This is a genomic window from Nocardiopsis sp. L17-MgMaSL7 (genome assembly GCF_003182025.1).
Lineage (GTDB): Bacteria > Actinomycetota > Actinomycetes > Streptosporangiales > Streptosporangiaceae > Nocardiopsis > Nocardiopsis prasina.
Genome location: NZ_QGTF01000001.1, coordinates 425,233 through 441,390, shown reverse-complemented (window position 1 = coordinate 441,390; position 16,158 = coordinate 425,233). Strand labels below are relative to the sequence as shown.

The window sequence follows — 16,158 nt, the reverse complement described above, 5'->3', positions numbered from 1 at the left end:
ATCTGAATGGTGAGAACATGTGAAATCGAGGCCTGGTGCCTGCCGTGGTGGGGGCCACCGTGCGGGGGTGTGGGGGCCGTTCGCCCAGGGGTGCGTCCCTCTGAGAGGGGGACGCACCCCTGTGGGTGTCCGGGGTCAGAACTCCTTGGCGAGCGGGCCCAGGACCGGGATCCACTCCCGCACCGAGACGTCGGCGACCAGGCCTTCGATGCGGAACGGGTCGGGCTCGGTGTGGGTCAGGGCCTCCTGGGCGGAATCCGCCCGGAAGAGCAACAGGGCGCCGGGGGCGTCGTCGGGGCCGAAGGGTCCCGAGCAGAGGTTGACGTCCTGCTGGGAGAGCTCGTCCAGGTAGGCGCGGTGCGCGGGACGGTGCTGGTCGCGCGCCTCGGTGCTGTTCTCGGCGTAGGTGTAGGTGACGGCGTAGACGGCCATGGTGGGTGCCTCCTGTCGGGCTGCCCGGGGGCAGGGGTGGTCGGTTCGGAGCCAGGATGTCAGGTCCCGTGCTGGTGGGGGCGGGCCTCCTCCCGTCGGGCCCGCTTCGAGGAGGGCCGCGCCCGACCAGAGGTCCCCTGAGCGAGGGCTGGCCCCGGGATGCGAGACCGGCCGGGGGGGCGATGTTCGCTCCCCGGCCGATCGGGTGCGGGGTGAACATCTGGACGAGGGGTCGGGGTGTTCGCGCTGGCCAGATCGGCGTCAGGGGGGTCCGTGCTCACCCGCACCCTGAGATTCCCCCCGTGCCTTCAACACCGTCTCCGCCGCGCTCACCGTCGCCGGGATCGCCCGCCCCGTCGAACGCACCCGCCCTCAGGACCGGTCCAGGGCCTGATCCATCCGCGTGCCCAGGGATTCGGCGAGCAACCGGGCGTAGGTCTCGGTGAGGTGGTGCGAGTCCCGGTAGACCACCACGTTCCCCACGACGGCCGGACAGGAGTCGTCCGTGCAGATCAGGTCGTTGAGGTTGACCAGTTCGGCCCCCTCGACCTCCGTCACCGCCAGCTCCTGGGGGTCGTCCAGCTCCAGCGCGGCCGACGCCGGCCGGTCACAGGCGGCGAGGTCGTCCGCGTACCTGGCGAGGCAGTCGAGCACGTCCGAGGTCGTGCGGGGGGTGTCCCGGATCGCGATGATCGGGGTGTCCGGCCCGGAGACCTCCTCCCACAGCTCGGCCATTCCCTCCGCCATGGCGTCCCGCGCCTCCGGACCGGACTCGAACCCGTACGGGAGACCGGCAGCCGAGGAACTGGTCACCACCAGGTCCGGCCCCATTTCCTCGATCTCATCGACCACCGCCCGGTTCCACTCCTGGCACTCCTCGTAGGGAGCCCCCTCGCGGCCCATCTCGGCGGCCGTGAACGCGCAGGCCGACTTGTTGAACACCACCAGGCGCCACCCCCGCTCCTGTGCCAGTGAGTTCAGGGCGGGGAACCACTGGGTGCTGTGGGAGTCCCCGGTGAGCGCCACCGTGGTCTCCGCGTCGTCGGAGCCGTAGACACACGGATCCGAGGGGTCGCGTTTGTCGAAGCCCGCGTGGCATCCGTCGTCGTAAGCCTCGGGGGTGTCATCCTCCGCGCCGATCGGTGAGGGGTACATCCACGCCCCCTCGGGAGAGGGCAGCCCGATCCCCTTCGGCCCCACGTGCACGGTCGGGTCGAAGTCGCTCGCCTGGAAGCGCTCCACGCGCAGCAGGCCCGCGGCGGAGACCGCGGCCACGGAGAGGACGCCCGCCAGGGCCACGGCCAACGCGACGCGACCGGTGCGCACCAGGCCGTGCCGGGCCACCGGGTCCTCCACCCACAGCTTGGTCAGCCACGCCAACAGGACCGACGAGGCCGCGACCGCCGCGATCCCCAGCGGCCCCAGGGTCTGCCTCTCCAGTACGACCAGGGCGAACACGATCAGCGGCCAGTGCCACAGGTACAGGGCGTAGGAGATGTCACCGACGAACCTCGCCGGTCCGGTGCTCAGCACCATCGCCGCGGAGGGGCCCTCCGGGCGTTCGGCGGCGATCACGGCCACGCACCCCAGCACGGGCAGCAGCGCCGCGTACCCGGGGAAGGGGGTGTCGGAGTCGTAGAGCACCGCGGAGGCGACCACGGCGGCCAATCCCGCCCACCCCAACGGCAGCCGCAGCGCACGCGGCAGTCCCCGGTCGGCCAGGTACACCGCCAGGAGCCCGCCCGCCGCCAGTTCCCAGGCCCGGGTGGTGGGCAGGAAGTAGGCGGAGGGGTCGCCACTCGCGGTCATCGCCACCGAGCACACCAACGAGGCGGCGAACACCGAGGCCAGCACCACCGTGAGCACCCGGAGCCCACCGGAGCGCCCACGCAGGAAGAGCGCCCACAGCACGAACAGCAGCGGCCAGAGCACGTAGAACTGCTCCTCCACCGACAGCGACCAGAAGTGCTGCACCGGGCTGGGAGCCGTCTCCGCCGCCAGGTAGTCCAGAGTCTGGTTGGCCAGGTACAGGTTCTCCACGTACGCGGCGGAGGCCAGCGTCTGCCAGGCGGCGTCGCCCAGCCGGGTCACCGGCAGGAGCACCAGAGCGGCGGCCCCCGTCGCCAGGAGCACAACGGTCGCGGCAGGGAGCAGGCGCCTGACCCGTCGCACGTAGAACCCGGCCAGCGACACCCGGCCGTGCTCCCGCACCTCGCGTAGGAGCAGCGAGGTGATGAGGAAGCCGGAGATCACGAAGAACACGTCGACGCCCACGTAGCCGCCCGGCAGCAGATCCGGGTTCAGGTGGTAGACGAGCACGAGCAGCACGGCGACGGCGCGCAGCCCCTGCACCTCGGGTCGGAAACGGCTCCCACGACCCCGGGGCCCGGTCCGCTCCGAGGCGGATCGGACCTGCGGCGAAGTGAAGTCGGGTGATCGCATGCCGTCATACTGCGCCTCGTCGGAGCTCTTGGGGAGCGAACTCGGGAGACCTTTCGCCAGTGTTTCCTGAGTCTTCGCCCTCCCGAGGGACACCGCTACGACCACGTTGCCCCGGGAACCTCCGGCGACCCCACCGGGCGGCGCCGGAACCGATCCGCGCGAGGGTTTCCCGTTTCCCCTGGGAAAGACTGCGGGAAACAAGCCCAACGGCCTTTCTGGATCGACGGTTTGGGCACATTATCGGAGCGCTGGCAAAAGAGGGAGGCGGCTATATGGGACGCCGTCATAATCCCTTCTGATTGCTAGTCGAGTCAGGTGATGAAGATGTCGTTGAGCGCGGAGGAATGTCCATGCACGGCTGTTTCGTGAACTATCGAACCGGCGACGGAGAGCAGGTCGCGGCACTCATCGGCCGAGAACTCTCCCAGCGGTTCGGTGAGGAGGAGGTGTTTCGGGCCAGTGATTCGATTCCGGCCGGAGCCGACTTCGAACAGCGGCTTCGAAAAGCTGTGCGAGCGTGCGAGGTGCTGTTGGCGATCGTCGGTCCCCGATGGCTGGAGAAGCGAGAAAGCGACGGGTTGAGGGCGATCGACGACCCGGGCGACTGGACGCGCTGGGAGATCGCCGCGGCCTTCGAAGCGGGGGTGACGGTGATCCCCGTACTGAGCGAGTCCACCCCGCGTCTACGTGCCGCAGACCTGCCCGACGAACTCGCCCCGCTCGCCCGCTGCCAGTACCGGCGGCTGCGTCACCGGAACAGCGGCACCGACCTCGACGAGATCGCCGAGGCCGTTCTCGTCGCCGCTCCTGAGCTGGAGGAACGAGTGCGCGCCCGCGAAGAGGAACGGGCCACGCAGGAGAGGACAGCGACCGGCACGGGCAACACCATGGGCGACGTCAGGGGGATCGCTATCCAGGCCAGGGACTACCGAAACGACGGAGTGGTCGTCAACGGCGAACACGCGACCACCCACACCGGAACTGGGGACATCAACCAGAACTCCACCGTGAACCACGTCGCGGGAGACCACAACTCGACCGTCAACAACGTGTCCGGTGACCAGCGGGTCAGGGACCAGATCTCCGGCCGCGTCGACAGGCGGGGGCGCGAGTGACGACCCAGGACACCGTGCGTCCCCCCGGTTCGCCCGCGACGTCCGTCACCGGTGACCGGGCGACCACCCATACCGGGTCGGGTGACGTCAACCAGGATGCGACGGTCAACAACGTCAACGGCGACCAGTACCTGCACCAGTACATCGTGGGGTCCGCCTACTCCGAACTGCTCCGGTCGGATTCCGACGGTGGCGTCACGTACGTCAAGGAACACCGGATCGTCGCGGGTGACTGGTTGACCACCCTGCGCCGACGTTTCGTCGCGCCGCTCGACTTCGACGAGATCCACTGCCGAAACGTTATCGCCGACCATGGCGCGGTCGTCCTCAGCTCCTCGCCGGGCGACGGCGCCAGGACGGCGGCGCTGATGGTCCTGGCCCCCAAGGGAGAGGAGGTGAACCGGGACGTCCAGGACGACCTCGTTCGTACCCGTCCCGACGGTCAGCCGGTCCTCGACGAGGCCACGCTTGAGGAGGGCGCTCGCCTGCTGGTGGATCTGACCGGGGAGAGCGGGTACCCCCTGACTCCCCTGCGCGACGCGCTGGAGGGGTTGCGCGTACGAGTCCACCGAGCTGGAGCCTCCCTGGTGGTGCTGGTCGGACGAGGCGATGAGGAGAAGCTCTCCTCCTCCCTGCGGGACCTGGTGGTGCGTCTCGGCCGTCCGAGCCCGCTCGCCGTGCTGGACCGGCATCTGGAGTCCCGCGAAGTTCCGGATACCGGCACGGCCTACGCCACACAGAGGGTCCGGACCTGGGCCGCCACCGCCACCATGGGCGAGATCGAGGAGGTGGCGCGTCGCACCTTCACTGCTTACAGGGAAGCCGGTCCCGGGGAGACGATCGGGGACTGGGTGGAAACGGCCCTGGAAGCAGGGGAGGCGGCTCCACCAGAGGACCTGGAAGCCGTGAAGGGGCGTGCGCGGGCGATCCTGCTCGCCACTTCCCTGATGGAGGGGGTTCCGGTCGAGCACTTGGCCGTCGGCGTGGACCGGCTGTTGTCCCAGGTGTCCTTCCCCGATGACGAGACGCCCCTGCTCGACCGGCCGGGATTCCAGGACGAGCTCCGTCTCTGCGGGATCGAGACACGCGCGGAGCGCAGGGTGTACCTCACTCGGGCGGGACGTGCTCGGATGCTGCGTTCGGCGTTCTGGGACGCGCACCCCCGGCTCCACACCTCGTTCGGTCAGTGGGTGGACGCACTCGTGGCCGACCGCTCACTGTCGCCCGTGGACCGTGACCGGATCGCGGAGCGCTGGGCCGAGCAGACGCTGCGGATCGCCAACCACCGCGAGGTCCTGGACAGGGTGGAGGTGTGGTCCAGGCAGCGGCGATGGACCGCCCCGCAGGCAGCCGTACTGCTGACGAGAGTGCTGCGACACGATCGGTACGGATGGAACGGCCGCGACTTCATCTACTCGAAGGCGAAGTACGCGAGCCTTTCCCCGGAGTTCGGTCAGGTCCTGGTCGCCGTCTGCGCGCGGGAGCTGGCCGCGACCCACCCGGAACAGGCCATCGTCCGGCTGCACCTGCTCGCCGGGAACGGGGATACGGCGGTGGCCGACGCGGCACGGTCCGAACTGGTCTCCCTGACGACCAGACGCCCCCTGTACCTCAAGCTCCTGGTCAGGGTCTGTGACCGCCTTCGGGAGCACTGCCACAAGCCGGGCTGGGACCACGGCACGGATCGGGACCTGCTCTGGGACCTCACCCCGCCCGACCGGTTGACGGGTGTCCTGCGGGAGCGCATCGGTCGTACCGCCCTGGAGTGGCGACTCAAGTCCGGGCTGGGTGCGCTGTTCCAACGTGAACGGGCCCAGACGAGAACGTACGCGGCCCGGTGGATCGGGTCGGGAAGGCGGCTGATGGAGGTGCTGCTGGCAGCCTCGGTCTCCGCCGGGACACTGCCCTCTCTCTACACCTCCGGGCTGCGCTGGGCCGACGGGGCGGCGACCCCGGAACAACGAGAGCTCCACCGGGCGGACGGCGAACTCCTCGTTCGTATGGTCGACGCCGCCGAGGGCCTGGGCGGTCGTGAGTCATCGGTGGCGGGCACCTCGACCCCGGCTGGAACACCGAGGAGGGAGAACGGATGAGTCCCGCACAGCGACGTGCCGCGATCCTGACGGCGGCGTTGGTCTCGTTGGGAGTGGTCCTGTACCTGACCATCGACTGGTGGGCCCTGGTGTTGGCGCCGCCTCTGCTGCTCATCGGGGTGCTCGCCCTCATGGTCAACAGCACCAAGGCGGCGACTCCCGGGGAGACGGTTCGCCCACCCGACCCGTTCGTGGAGAGCGGACCGAAGAACACCCGGATCAAGGCGGCCCTGGCCCCCAGCCAGGACAGGGAGTACCCGTTCGTCCTCTCCGCCATGGTCTGGTGGAAGTGGGTGGGGGAGCCGGACCACCGGTTGCGCAACCCCGAGGGCCTGGCAAGACAGCTCGTTGTGGAACAGGCCCGACGGGTGAGCGAGGGGTACCAACCCGAGCAGCACGACATGGCGCTCCACCAGGTCGCGGCGACACTGGGAGTGGCGTCCCACGGGTTCGGCGGAGCCGTGGAGGTGTGGGCGGAGGACGTCACGCTCGCACTCTCCGAGGAGGACGAGACCCGGCTGGCCCGCATCGCCAAGGCTCGGAAGGAGAGCGTCCTCTGGGAGGTGGAGCGCTCGGTGGAGTCCGCGAAACGCAGGTACTACGCGGATGACGTGCTGGCGACCCCCGGCAGCGCGATCGTGTGGGACCTGGTGCGAGGGGACGCCGACGTCGACCGGACCCATGGACTGATCGAGGTGCTCACCCGGGTCGCGGAGGCCTCGAAGGGTGTTGACTCCGCTGATCTCCTGGATCGGCTGAGGGCGGCCTCCCCGGAGTCGTTCTCCTTCCTCAACGGGACCGGACTCGCGGGCCGGTTACCGGACGGTTCCGTGTGGGAGTGGCCGGAGGGCCGGGACTGGGCGGACGAGGTGACGGTCGCCCGGACCTCCGGCGGCGGGGCGTCCACGAGCGCCGAGGGTGTTCTCGACGGAGCGGTCGGAAGGCTCATGGACGAGATCGAGGGCATGGAGAACGAGGACCTGCGAGTCCAGCTCGTGGACAGGCTGATCAAGGATTTCGAGTTGGCTTCCCTGACCGGGATCGCGGAGATGATCCGTCGCCGCCATCCTCTTGAGCCCGAACGTGAAGCAGACGGTGACGAGTCGCCCCTGATCGGCCTCACGTATCTCGCCCCGGAAGCCGTTCCCTCTCCCAACGGCAACGGCGTGCCCCTCTGACCAGCGCCCCCCGCACCGGAGTGTGAACAGGGGTCGGGGCCGTGCCCGAGACCACCTCGGGCACGGCCCCGCTCAGCGTTCCTGGAACCGCCCCCCGCACCGCTCAGACGGTGCTCAGAGCGGTGACCAGCGTAGGGGAGAGCTCACGCACCGACCGGTGGCCGTGGTGACGCGCCAGGGTCTGGTGCAGGCGGCGCAGGTCCAGACGCACGGTGGCCGAGTCGACCCCCGACACCTCGGTCAGGAGTTCGGTGGCGACCGCGCAGGAGTTCTCCACCTCCCCCGCCAGGGCGTGGGCGAGCGCCCGGCGAACCCCGAACCTGGTCCGGGCCCGGATCGCGCTCCCCGGGAGCGACGCGCACTCCTGGTCCAGGATCGCGGCGGCCTCCTCCACACGGCCCAGATCGACGAGGCACCACCCCCGGGTCACCCCCACCGGATCACTGACGTTCCGCGACCCGAGGATTTCCGGCCCTCCCGCTTCGGAGTCGCCACGGGTGGCCCGGTCGGCCGCCAGGTGCTCCCGGGCCCGCTCCAGGGCTCTCTCGCAGGACACCAGATCGCCGACCAAGGCGTGGCCCTGTGCCTCGCGCTTGGCGGCGAGCCCGAGGACCCGGGGAGAGCTCGCCCGGCCCCGTTGCGCGCGCTGGGCCAGAGCGACGGTCTGCGGCCCGTCGTGCGCGTACATGGTCATCAGGGCCCGCCGCACCAGCGCGTACTCGCCCATCTCGGCGTCGTCACCGGCACCGGCCAGTGACACGGCGGTGTCGGTCCACCACAGGGCCCGCTGCTCCGATCCGCTCTCCTGAGCCATCCACCCCGCGTACTCGGCGAACCGGGCGGCCAGCCGCAGCGCGGCGCTCCGCTGTGCCGGGGAAGCGGACCTGGCCAGTTGGCGGAGCGCGTTGGTCTGGACGGCGGCGATCGGGAACACCATCGACGGGGCGACGTGCTGCCCCATGTTCCTCAGCTCGCCCAACTGGACGCGGAAACTGGCGAGCGCGGGTTCGGCGTCGGCGCCTCCGTCCCGGCCCGGGCGGTCCGGTGCGGCGCCGTTCCCGAGCCCGGCCCCCAGCACGCCCAGCGCGCTGAGCGAGAGGGCGGTGCGGCGGTCCATTCCGGCGAAACCCGTTTCTCCGTTCGGGGTCATGCTCATGAGCCATACCTCCTGGTCGACGCTGGGAGGCTCCGCCTGGTCGGCCTGGCCGGCCCGTTCCGCGGTGGTGCCCGGGGCGAGTGCGGCCAGCCGCCCGTCGGCTCCCAGAGCCGCGTCGCAGGCCCGCACCAGGTCCTGGGAGGGGTTCTTCGCCCCGGTCTCCACCTTGCTCAGGTGACTCTTGCTGAAGTGCACCCTCCGGGTCAGCTCATCGAGGGTCATCCCGGCTTCCTGCCGACGTCGGCGGAGCTCGGCACCGAACATTCTTGTCACCTTTCGGGGGGTGGAGCGGGGGTGTTCCGGTGCCGTCACCAGAGGCGGAGGGAAACGCGTCGGGGGCGGGTGCTCGGGGGCACCGGTCGGGCACTGGGGTCATATCCGGCCCGTCGAGTGGGGAAACGGGGACCGGGGCCAGGGCACCCCTGCGGGGACAGGGGGCCCGGAGGGGGAGAAAGCGGGCCCTGAGCGGGATCCGAGTGGGGTCTGACTCGGCGTTGGTGGCGCGTTCACGCCGGTCTTCGGGCACACTGGCCTGAGGAACCTTCCTTCCGAACCCCTGCCCCGCACGAGGAGACACCCCGTGGCCACCTTCGCCCGAATCCGCCTGGCGGCGGTCATCGTGGTGTTGATCGTCCCGGCGGTGCTGTTTCCGCTGGCCGGAGGATGGACGCTGCTCTGGTTGCCCGGCGCGATGGCGCTGCTGGGCGTGGCCCTGGCGCGTCCGCAGCTGCTCGCGGCCGCGCTGGAGTCGGTGACGGGCGGTGGCGGGGCCGACGAGGGCGAGCAGCGGGAGGAGACCGACGTGCGAGGTTCTCGGGACGAACTCCGGGACCGCTCGGATCAGGGGGACGAGCCCGCGCCCGTCGAGGCACCCCGCGGCCAGAGCGGAACCCGCGGTGTCCGCACGCGTCGGATCGAGCTTCCGAGCGCTCTGGACGACTACACCTTCGGCTTCTCCGCGCTGGTCCACTGGCGGTGGGCCCACCGGGTCGACCTGAGTCTGCGCAACCCGGCGGGCCCGGCGGTCCGCTCGGTCGTGCTGCGCGCCCGTGAGATCCTGCGCGACGCGCGCCCCGGGGAGCGGGCGCTGGCCGAGAGTGAACTCGAGTCGGTGTTCGCGGTGGAGGAGCCGGTCGCCGGGGGCACCATCCAGGTGTGGGCGGAGAACGTCCGCCTGGAACTGGACGACGAGGACGAGGAACGCCTGGGCCGCATGGCGCACCTGCGCAAGGACCGTGCGCTGTGGGTCGCGGAGCAGGAGGCCGCGCGGGTCCGCGAGTCGCTGTCCGACGATCCCGGGCTCGAACTCGACCTGGAACCGGAACCTCGTTTCCCCCTTCCGGCGCACGACCTGTCCGACCTGTTGGAGGAGCCCGAGCCCGCCGTCCCCACCGCTGGCAGCGGGGTGGACGAGGAGGGCTACGAGAGCTACTGGTGGCCCGCCGAGCAGGACGCGGAGGAGGGCGGCATGGAGCAGGACGTCCAGGTCGCCATCCTGCGCGGGCTCATCGACTCCGTCGAGGGGGAGAGCGAACGCGCGGCGTTCGTCCGCGAGCAGGTGGAGATCCTGGAGCGAAGCGGCTTCCCCGACGTCGCCGAACGCATCCAGTCCGTCTACCCCGAGCGGTAGGCTTCGCTCCTCATCCGCCGAGCTGGAGCGCCAGGACCCCGGCCACGGTCAGCGCGACCCCGGCGACCTGGACGCGCGTGATCCGGTCGCGCAGCGCGAACACCCCGATGAGGGTGACGGCCACGATGCCCACGGCCGCCCACACGGCGTAGGCCACACCCAGCCCCAGCCCCTCCTCCAGGGCCAGGGCGAACAGGTAGTAGGCGCCGACGATGGTCACCACGGTGACCGCGGTGGGGACGGGGCGGGTGAACCCGTCCGAGTACCGGCTGGCGATCGCACCCGCGACCTCCAGGGTGATCGTTCCGGCAAGGAAGAGATAGGCGAGGGACACGCGTCCTCCTGAAGGTCTCTGACACGCAAGTACTTGAACGATGGTTCAAGTAGATCTACGATCAGAGTACACACCTATCTGAACGATAGTTCAAGTACTTGGTCGCGCAGGAGCGGCCGACGACCGAGGGGAACGAACATGGCCTGGCTCTACCTTGCGGCGGCGCTCGCGTCCGAGATGATCGGTGCCACCGCCACCGGGCTCTCCGAGGGCTTCACCCGCCCGATCGCGGTCCTGGTGGCGGTTCCGGCCGTCCTCGTCGCCTACTTCCTGCTCGCCCTCGCCCTCAGGCGCGGCATGGCCGTGGGCGTCGCCTACGGGGTGTGGACCGCCTCCGGAGTGGCGATCGTCGCCCTCCTCGGGGTGGTCCTGCTCGGCGACGAGCTCACTCCGGTACAGGTCGGTGGCCTGGCCCTGGTGATGGCCGGCGCACTCGCCATGGAACTGGGCCGGGCCCGCGCGAACGAGGAGCCCGAGGCCCCAAGGGAGCGCGTCCGGGCCTGAACCCGCTGGTATCGTCGCCGCCAGAACGACGGGAGAGATCGTGAGCGGCACGACGGAGCGGGTCGACGGACGTCGGGCCCGGGGCGAACGCAGGCGTGAGGAGATCATCGCCGCCACGCTCCGGGTCGTGGAACGCGACGGCGTCGCCGGGGTCACCCACCGGGCGGTCGCCCGGGAGGCGGACGTACCGGCCAGCTCCGCCGTCTACTACTTCAAGACCATGGACGACCTGTTGGTCGCCGCGCTGACAGCCGCCTCGGACGCCTACATCGATCAGCTCGCCATTCTGCGGGAACCCGGTCGGGGCGCCGAGGAGGCCGTGGCGGGGCTGGCCCGTGTGATCGCCGGGGCCGGTGGCGAGGGCCGCGCACGCGCCCTGGCCGAACGGGAACTCAACCTGCTGGCCGCCCGCCGTCCGGCCCTGCGCCCAGTGGCGCGGAGATGGCGTGAGGCGGTGTCGGAGTTGGCCAGGGGGCAGGGCGTCGACGAGTTGACCGTCCGCCGCTTCGCCGCCACCGCCGACGGCCTGTGCGCCAGGATCCTGCTCGGGGACGAGGACCTCGACGAGGCCCGGGTCGCGCAGACCCTCCGCCACGCGCTGCGCGAGGACTGATCCCAGGACGCCGGCAAGCCCGGACCCACGCCCCCGCGCGGACTCACACGCTGGTGAACTCGGGTGCGTACGCCGCGTGCAGCACCAGCGCGGCCGCTCCGATGGCGCCGACGTCCTCGCCGATGCGCGACGTCTCCACCCGCACCTGCCGCATGGAACGGGCGATCGAGCGCCCGGACACGGCTTCGAGCAGTGCGGCGCCGTACAGATCCCCGACGTGCGACATGCCCCATCCACCGAGCACCACCAACGGCACGTCGACCAGGTTGAGCAGGGTGGTCGCGGCCTGGCCGAGGCGGCGTCCGGCGGCGGACACCACCTCCAGGGCCACGGCGTCGCCCGCGTGCGCCTCACGGCACACCCTGCGGTACGCCGCGACCGTGCGGGCCTGCCCGCGTTCGAAGTCCGCCGGGCCCTCCCCGCGCAGCCTGGCCGCGTCCGAGGCGACCGCGTGCGGTGCGATGTAGGTCTCCAGGCAGCCCCGGTTGCCGCAGGGGCACTCCGGTCCGCGCGGGTCCACCGTCACGTGGCCGATCTCGGCGGCGTTCAGGGTGCTGCCTCGGTAGACGCGTCCGTCCAGGACGAGCCCTCCGCCCACTCCGGTCCCCACGTAGACGAAGGCCATGTCCGAGGAGCGTTCCTCGCCGCCCGACCACCGTTCGCCGATGGTGGCGGCGGTGGCGTCGTTGTCGATGACCACCTTCAGCCCGGTGCCCTCGGCCAGCGCCTCACGAAGCGGCACCGATCTCCAGCCGGGCAGGTGGGGCGGGGTCACCGCGCCGCCCTCGGTGTCCAGCGGACCGGGCGTGGCCACCCCGAGTCCCAGGATGCGGTCGGGGACGCTCGACTCCGCGACGATGGCGCGCACCGAGCGGCTGAGGGCGTCGATCACCCGCTGCGGACCCTGGGACACGGGGGTGCGTCGACGGCTCCGCGCCACGACCCGCCCGGCCAGGTCCGTGACGACCAGCGTGGTGGACGCGGGGTCGATGTGCATGCCGACCGCGTAGTAGGCGCCCGCGTTGAGCCGGAGCACCGTCGCCGGTTTGCCGCCGCGCGAGTTGGCCCGCCCGTCCTCCAGAACCAGACCGTCCTCCAGGAGTCTGCGCACGATGTTGGACACGGTCTGGGCGGTCAGGCCGGTCTGCTCGGCCAGTTCCACCCGGCTGATCCCGTCGGAGCGGCGCACGGCGTCGAGCACCCTGCTCTGGTTGAGCCCGCCCAGCCACAGCAGGTTGGTGCTTGTGCGCATACGCCGATTCCCTCCGCCCGATCAGGCCGCCGACTGACCACATGAGGGTAACCGCCCCGGAAGAGCCCACTTCACCCATTGTCTTTATCCAAGGTTTTTAGTAAGCAAGTGATGTGAGTCACGTGTCGGGGGTCTTCGGGTGCCCCGGCACCCACTTCTGCGCGAGGGGCCACGATGAGGAGAATCCGACGGAACACCATCCGTGCGGCGGTCGCCGTCCCGCTCCTGGCGCTGGTCGCCTCGGGCTGCTCGACCGCCGCAGACCGGGACGAGGACACGGTCCGCGTCGTCTACCAGAAGTTCGGCACCTTCATCGCGATGGACTCGCTGATGCGCCAGGTCAAGGAGGAGTTCGAGGACGCCAACCCCGGTGTCACCGTCGAACTCCACGCCATCGAGGCGCAGGCCGAGGACTACCAGACGCAGGTCAACCTCATGAACGGTTCGCCCAGCGAAGCGCCGGACCTGATCTACCAGGACACGTTCACCATCAACCAGGACGCCGACGCCGGGTACCTGATGCCGCTCGACGACCACTTCGACGCCTGGGACGAACGCGACCAGTACAGCGACCAGGAGGCGGTGGCGGTCACCTCGCTGGACGGTCAGCGCTACGGAGTGATGCTCGGCACCGACGTGCGCGGCCTCTGGTACAACACCGAACTGCTGGAGCAGGCCGGGATCGACACCCCGTGGGCGCCCACCACCTGGGACGACGTCCTCGACACGGCCCGCACCATCCGCGCCGAACTCGGTGACGACGTGGTCCCGCTCAACGTCTACTCCGGCACCCCCGCCGGTGAGATGGCCTCCCTCCAGGGCTTCCAGATGCTGCTCAGCGGCACTGAGGGCGCCCTCTTCGACGACGAGTCGGAACAGTGGGTCACCGGTAGCACCGGGTTCACCGACTCCCTGGACTTCCTCCGCACCCTCTACGACGAGGACCTCACCCTCGACCCCCAGGACGCCCTCGACGCCAACGTCGGCACGGTCAACAACGAGGAGCGCATCCCCTCCGGAGGGATGGCGATCAGCCTGGAGGGTTCCTGGGCCACCCAGTCCTGGATCGAGGAGGCCAACCAGCCCTGGCCCGAGTGGGAGGAGGTCATGGACTTCGCCCCGATGCCCACCCAGAACGGCCAGGGCGCCGGAGCCACCAGCATGTCCGGTGGCTGGGCCCTCTCCATGGGCGCCAACGCCACCGATCCCGACCTCGCCTGGGAGGTCATGACGTACGCGCTCAACCAGGAGAACGGGGTCAAGTTCGCCGTCGAGGGCGGCCAGATCCCGGTCCGCGCGGACGTCGCCGAGGACCCGGCCTTCCTGGAGGACTCGCCCAAGGCCGAGGAGTTCGCCGCCCTGGTCGACATCACCGGCTTCCGCCCCGCCTACAGCGAGTACCCGAGGATCTCGTTGGCGGTCCAGGAGGCCATGGAGAGCGTGATGCTCGAACAGGCCACCCCGGAGGAGGCCGCCCAGGTCTACGCCGAAGAGGTGGAGGGCGTCGTCGGGCCCGACAACGTCACGACGGGTTCCTGACCGGTGGCCACCGTCCGGTCCCGTCGACCCCTGGCCGGGGCGGCGCGGTGGGCCGTTCCGATGGCCCCGGCCCTGTTCCTGCTCCTCGCCTTCTTCGCGGGGCCCATCCTGTGGACGGTCTGGGCCTCCCTCACCAACGCGGCCCTGACCGGCGCGCAGGCCGCCCAGACCGATTTCGTGGGGCTCGACAACTTCACCGAACTGCTCTCCGACCCCCGATTCCGCACCGCGACCGTCCTCACCGTGCTCTTCCTGGTGGGCTGCGTGTTCGGGCAGACGGTGCTGGGCCTGGCCCTGGCCCTGCTGCTCCAGAACCGCAACGGCGCGGTCCGGGCCACGGTGGGGGCGATCGTGGTCGGCGCGTGGGTGGTCCCCGAGGTCGTGGCGGGGTTCGTCTGGTACGCCTTCCTGGAACGGGAGGGCACCCTCAACACGGTCCTGGGCTGGTTCGGTACCGGTCCCCAGAACTGGCTGTTCGCGGCCCCGCTCCTGGCGGTGGTGCTGGCCAACGTCTGGAAGGGGACCGCCTTCTCGATGATGACCTACTCGGCGGGGCTGTCCGAGGTCCCCGAGGACCTCAAGGAGGCGGCGCGGGTGGATGGCGCCTCCGCCTTCCAGGTGCTGTGGCACGTCGTGATCCCGCTCCTGCGCCGGACCCTGGCCACCACCCTGCTGCTCATCACGCTCCAGACGGTGCAGGTCTTCACCCTGATCTTCGTGATGACCTCGGGCGGGCCGGGCGCCCGCAGCACCACGCTCCCGCTGTTGATGTACCAGGAGGCGCTGCGCATGGGCGACCTGGGCTACGGCACCGCCATCGCGTTGGCGCTGCTCGTGGTCGCCGGGCTGTTCTCGATCGTCTACGTGTGGATGCTCCGGAAGGAAGAGGACCGGTGAGCGACGAAAACAGCCGCGGGCAGGAGCCCGGTAGGAGGTCCGCCGACGCGGGGCGGAGGCGGGCGCGCGCCGTGGTCAGCGCCCCGAGCCGGGCCGCGGGCGGCTTCCTCGCCTACCTGGTCCTCGGCGTGCTCACGGTGCTGTTCCTGGTGCCGATGCTGTGGATGGTGTTCGCGTCGGTGGACCCGGAGCCCTCGCTGCGCGCCAGCCCGCCCTCGGGGTTCACCCTGGACCACTTCACGGCCATCATGACCCCGGAGATCGTCTACCTGCCGATCTGGAACAGCATCCTGACCTGTGGGGGAGCCGCGCTCATCACGGCCGTGTGCTCGATGCTGGCCGCCTACCCGCTCTCCCGGTACAACCTCCGGTTCAGGAAGCCGTTCCTGTACACGGTGCTGTTCGCCACGGGACTGCCCGTCACCGCCATCATGGTTCCGGTCTACGGGATGTTCGTGCAGGCCAACCTGCTGAACTCCCTGGTCGCGACCACGCTGTTCCTGGCCGCCAGCACGTTGCCCTTCGGGATCTGGCTCACCAAGAACTTCATCGACGGCATCCCCCTCTCCCTGGAGGAGGCCGCCTGGGTGGACGGGGCCTCGGCCTGGCAGTCGATCCGCTACCTGGTGGCCCCGCTGCTCGCACCGGGGCTGGCGGTGGTCGCGATCTTCACCCTCGTCACCACCTGGGGCAACTTCTTCGTCCCGTTCATCCTGCTCACGAGCCCGGAGAAGATGCCGGCGGCGGTCCGCGTGTTCACCTTCTTCGGCCAGTACGGGTCGGTCCGCTACGGCGAACTGGCCGCGTACTCACTGCTCTACACCGTTCCCGTGGTCGTGCTGTACATGGCCGTGTCACGAGCCCTGGGCGGCCGGTTCGCGCTGGGCGGCGCGATCAAGGGGTAGCCCACTGCGGCGACCCCCGAGGGGCGGGGCCGGGGTCCGGACTCGGGACGGCGAGCCCGGACCCCGGG

Annotated in this window: 14 protein-coding genes; 9 read left to right on the top strand and 5 right to left on the bottom strand. The window is 70.5% G+C overall.

The window, feature by feature from the left end; all coding sequences use genetic code 11:
* Positions 1–135: 135 nt before the first annotated feature.
* Together BDW27_RS01880 and BDW27_RS01875 are read right to left on the bottom strand one after the other, a co-directional pair.
* Entirely contained in the window at positions 136–432 is a 297-nt protein-coding gene (locus BDW27_RS01880) for a YciI family protein (protein WP_110047963.1), read from the bottom strand.
* Between the two features lie 372 nt (positions 433–804).
* A complete protein-coding gene (locus tag BDW27_RS01875; protein ID WP_233515590.1) occupies positions 805–2,874 on the bottom strand; it encodes an acyltransferase family protein in 2,070 nt (689 codons plus the stop codon).
* A gap of 365 nt (positions 2,875–3,239) precedes the next feature.
* Between BDW27_RS01875 and BDW27_RS01870 the strand changes: the two genes are divergently transcribed.
* The 3 genes from BDW27_RS01870 to BDW27_RS01860 are packed head-to-tail and all read left to right on the top strand — an operon-like array spanning position 3,240 to position 7,260.
* On the top strand, positions 3,240–3,989 hold the full coding sequence (locus BDW27_RS01870; protein ID WP_370446402.1) for a toll/interleukin-1 receptor domain-containing protein: 750 nt from the start codon (positions 3,240–3,242) through the stop codon (positions 3,987–3,989).
* Complete coding sequence (locus BDW27_RS01865; RefSeq protein ID WP_110047960.1) at positions 3,986–6,082, top strand: hypothetical protein; 2,097 nt, start codon at positions 3,986–3,988, stop codon at positions 6,080–6,082. The genes BDW27_RS01870 and BDW27_RS01865 overlap by 4 nt, the downstream gene beginning before the upstream one ends.
* The gene (locus tag BDW27_RS01860) at positions 6,079–7,260 is read left to right on the top strand and encodes a hypothetical protein (RefSeq protein WP_017543770.1); all 1,182 of its coding nucleotides are present in this window, start codon (positions 6,079–6,081) and stop codon (positions 7,258–7,260) included. The genes BDW27_RS01865 and BDW27_RS01860 overlap by 4 nt, the downstream gene beginning before the upstream one ends.
* 103 nt (positions 7,261–7,363) lie before the next feature.
* Here BDW27_RS01860 and BDW27_RS01855 read toward each other — a convergent pair whose 3' ends face one another.
* Positions 7,364–8,680, bottom strand: coding sequence for a helix-turn-helix domain-containing protein (locus BDW27_RS01855; protein ID WP_110047959.1), 1,317 nt, complete (start codon positions 8,678–8,680; stop codon positions 7,364–7,366).
* A 316-nt stretch (positions 8,681–8,996) separates the two neighbouring features.
* Between BDW27_RS01855 and BDW27_RS01850 the strand changes: the two genes are divergently transcribed.
* Positions 8,997–10,046: a hypothetical protein gene (locus BDW27_RS01850; protein ID WP_110047958.1), complete on the top strand. Its 1,050-nt coding sequence runs from the start codon at positions 8,997–8,999 to the stop codon at positions 10,044–10,046.
* A gap of 10 nt (positions 10,047–10,056) precedes the next feature.
* Here BDW27_RS01850 and BDW27_RS01845 read toward each other — a convergent pair whose 3' ends face one another.
* Complete coding sequence (locus tag BDW27_RS01845; protein ID WP_017543772.1) at positions 10,057–10,380, bottom strand: multidrug efflux SMR transporter; 324 nt, start codon at positions 10,378–10,380, stop codon at positions 10,057–10,059.
* A 138-nt stretch (positions 10,381–10,518) separates the two neighbouring features.
* On the opposite strand from BDW27_RS01845, the gene BDW27_RS01840 reads away from it, so the two are divergent.
* Together BDW27_RS01840 and BDW27_RS01835 are read left to right on the top strand one after the other, a co-directional pair.
* Positions 10,519–10,884: a multidrug efflux SMR transporter gene (locus BDW27_RS01840; protein ID WP_017543773.1), complete on the top strand. Its 366-nt coding sequence runs from the start codon at positions 10,519–10,521 to the stop codon at positions 10,882–10,884.
* A gap of 40 nt (positions 10,885–10,924) precedes the next feature.
* Positions 10,925–11,497, top strand: a complete 573-nt coding sequence (locus BDW27_RS01835; protein ID WP_017543774.1) for a TetR/AcrR family transcriptional regulator — start codon at positions 10,925–10,927, stop codon at positions 11,495–11,497.
* Between the two features lie 43 nt (positions 11,498–11,540).
* Here the strand turns inward: BDW27_RS01835 and BDW27_RS01830 are convergent, their stop codons facing one another.
* Positions 11,541–12,749, bottom strand: a complete 1,209-nt coding sequence (locus tag BDW27_RS01830) for an ROK family transcriptional regulator (protein WP_110047957.1) — start codon at positions 12,747–12,749, stop codon at positions 11,541–11,543.
* A gap of 174 nt (positions 12,750–12,923) precedes the next feature.
* Between BDW27_RS01830 and BDW27_RS01825 the strand changes: the two genes are divergently transcribed.
* The 3 genes from BDW27_RS01825 (at position 12,924) to BDW27_RS01815 (ending at position 16,090) form a co-directional block, all read left to right on the top strand.
* Positions 12,924–14,288 carry an extracellular solute-binding protein gene (locus BDW27_RS01825; protein ID WP_110047956.1) on the top strand — a complete coding sequence of 455 codons (1,365 nt, stop codon included), beginning with the start codon at positions 12,924–12,926 and terminating at the stop codon, positions 14,286–14,288.
* Between the two features lie 60 nt (positions 14,289–14,348).
* Complete coding sequence (locus tag BDW27_RS01820) at positions 14,349–15,185, top strand: carbohydrate ABC transporter permease (protein WP_110047955.1); 837 nt, start codon at positions 14,349–14,351, stop codon at positions 15,183–15,185.
* A 71-nt stretch (positions 15,186–15,256) separates the two neighbouring features.
* Positions 15,257–16,090, top strand: coding sequence for a carbohydrate ABC transporter permease (locus tag BDW27_RS01815; protein WP_110047954.1), 834 nt, complete (start codon positions 15,257–15,259; stop codon positions 16,088–16,090).
* Positions 16,091–16,158: the final 68 nt, after the last annotated feature.

Excerpts from the sequence above, each read along its gene's own strand:
- BDW27_RS01855 (WP_110047959.1), bottom strand. The coding sequence starts at position 8,680 with ATGTTCGGTGCCGAGCTCCGCCGACGTCGGCAGGAAGCCGGGATGACC.
- BDW27_RS01820 (WP_110047955.1), top strand. The coding sequence starts at position 14,349 with ATGGCCCCGGCCCTGTTCCTGCTCCTCGCCTTCTTCGCGGGGCCCATC.
- BDW27_RS01840 (WP_017543773.1), top strand. The coding sequence starts at position 10,519 with ATGGCCTGGCTCTACCTTGCGGCGGCGCTCGCGTCCGAGATGATCGGT.
- BDW27_RS01860 (WP_017543770.1), top strand. The coding sequence starts at position 6,079 with ATGAGTCCCGCACAGCGACGTGCCGCGATCCTGACGGCGGCGTTGGTC.
- BDW27_RS01825 (WP_110047956.1), top strand. The coding sequence starts at position 12,924 with ATGAGGAGAATCCGACGGAACACCATCCGTGCGGCGGTCGCCGTCCCG.
- BDW27_RS01830 (WP_110047957.1), bottom strand. The coding sequence starts at position 12,749 with ATGCGCACAAGCACCAACCTGCTGTGGCTGGGCGGGCTCAACCAGAGC.
- BDW27_RS01875 (WP_233515590.1), bottom strand. The coding sequence starts at position 2,874 with ATGCGATCACCCGACTTCACTTCGCCGCAGGTCCGATCCGCCTCGGAG.
- BDW27_RS01880 (WP_110047963.1), bottom strand. The coding sequence starts at position 432 with ATGGCCGTCTACGCCGTCACCTACACCTACGCCGAGAACAGCACCGAG.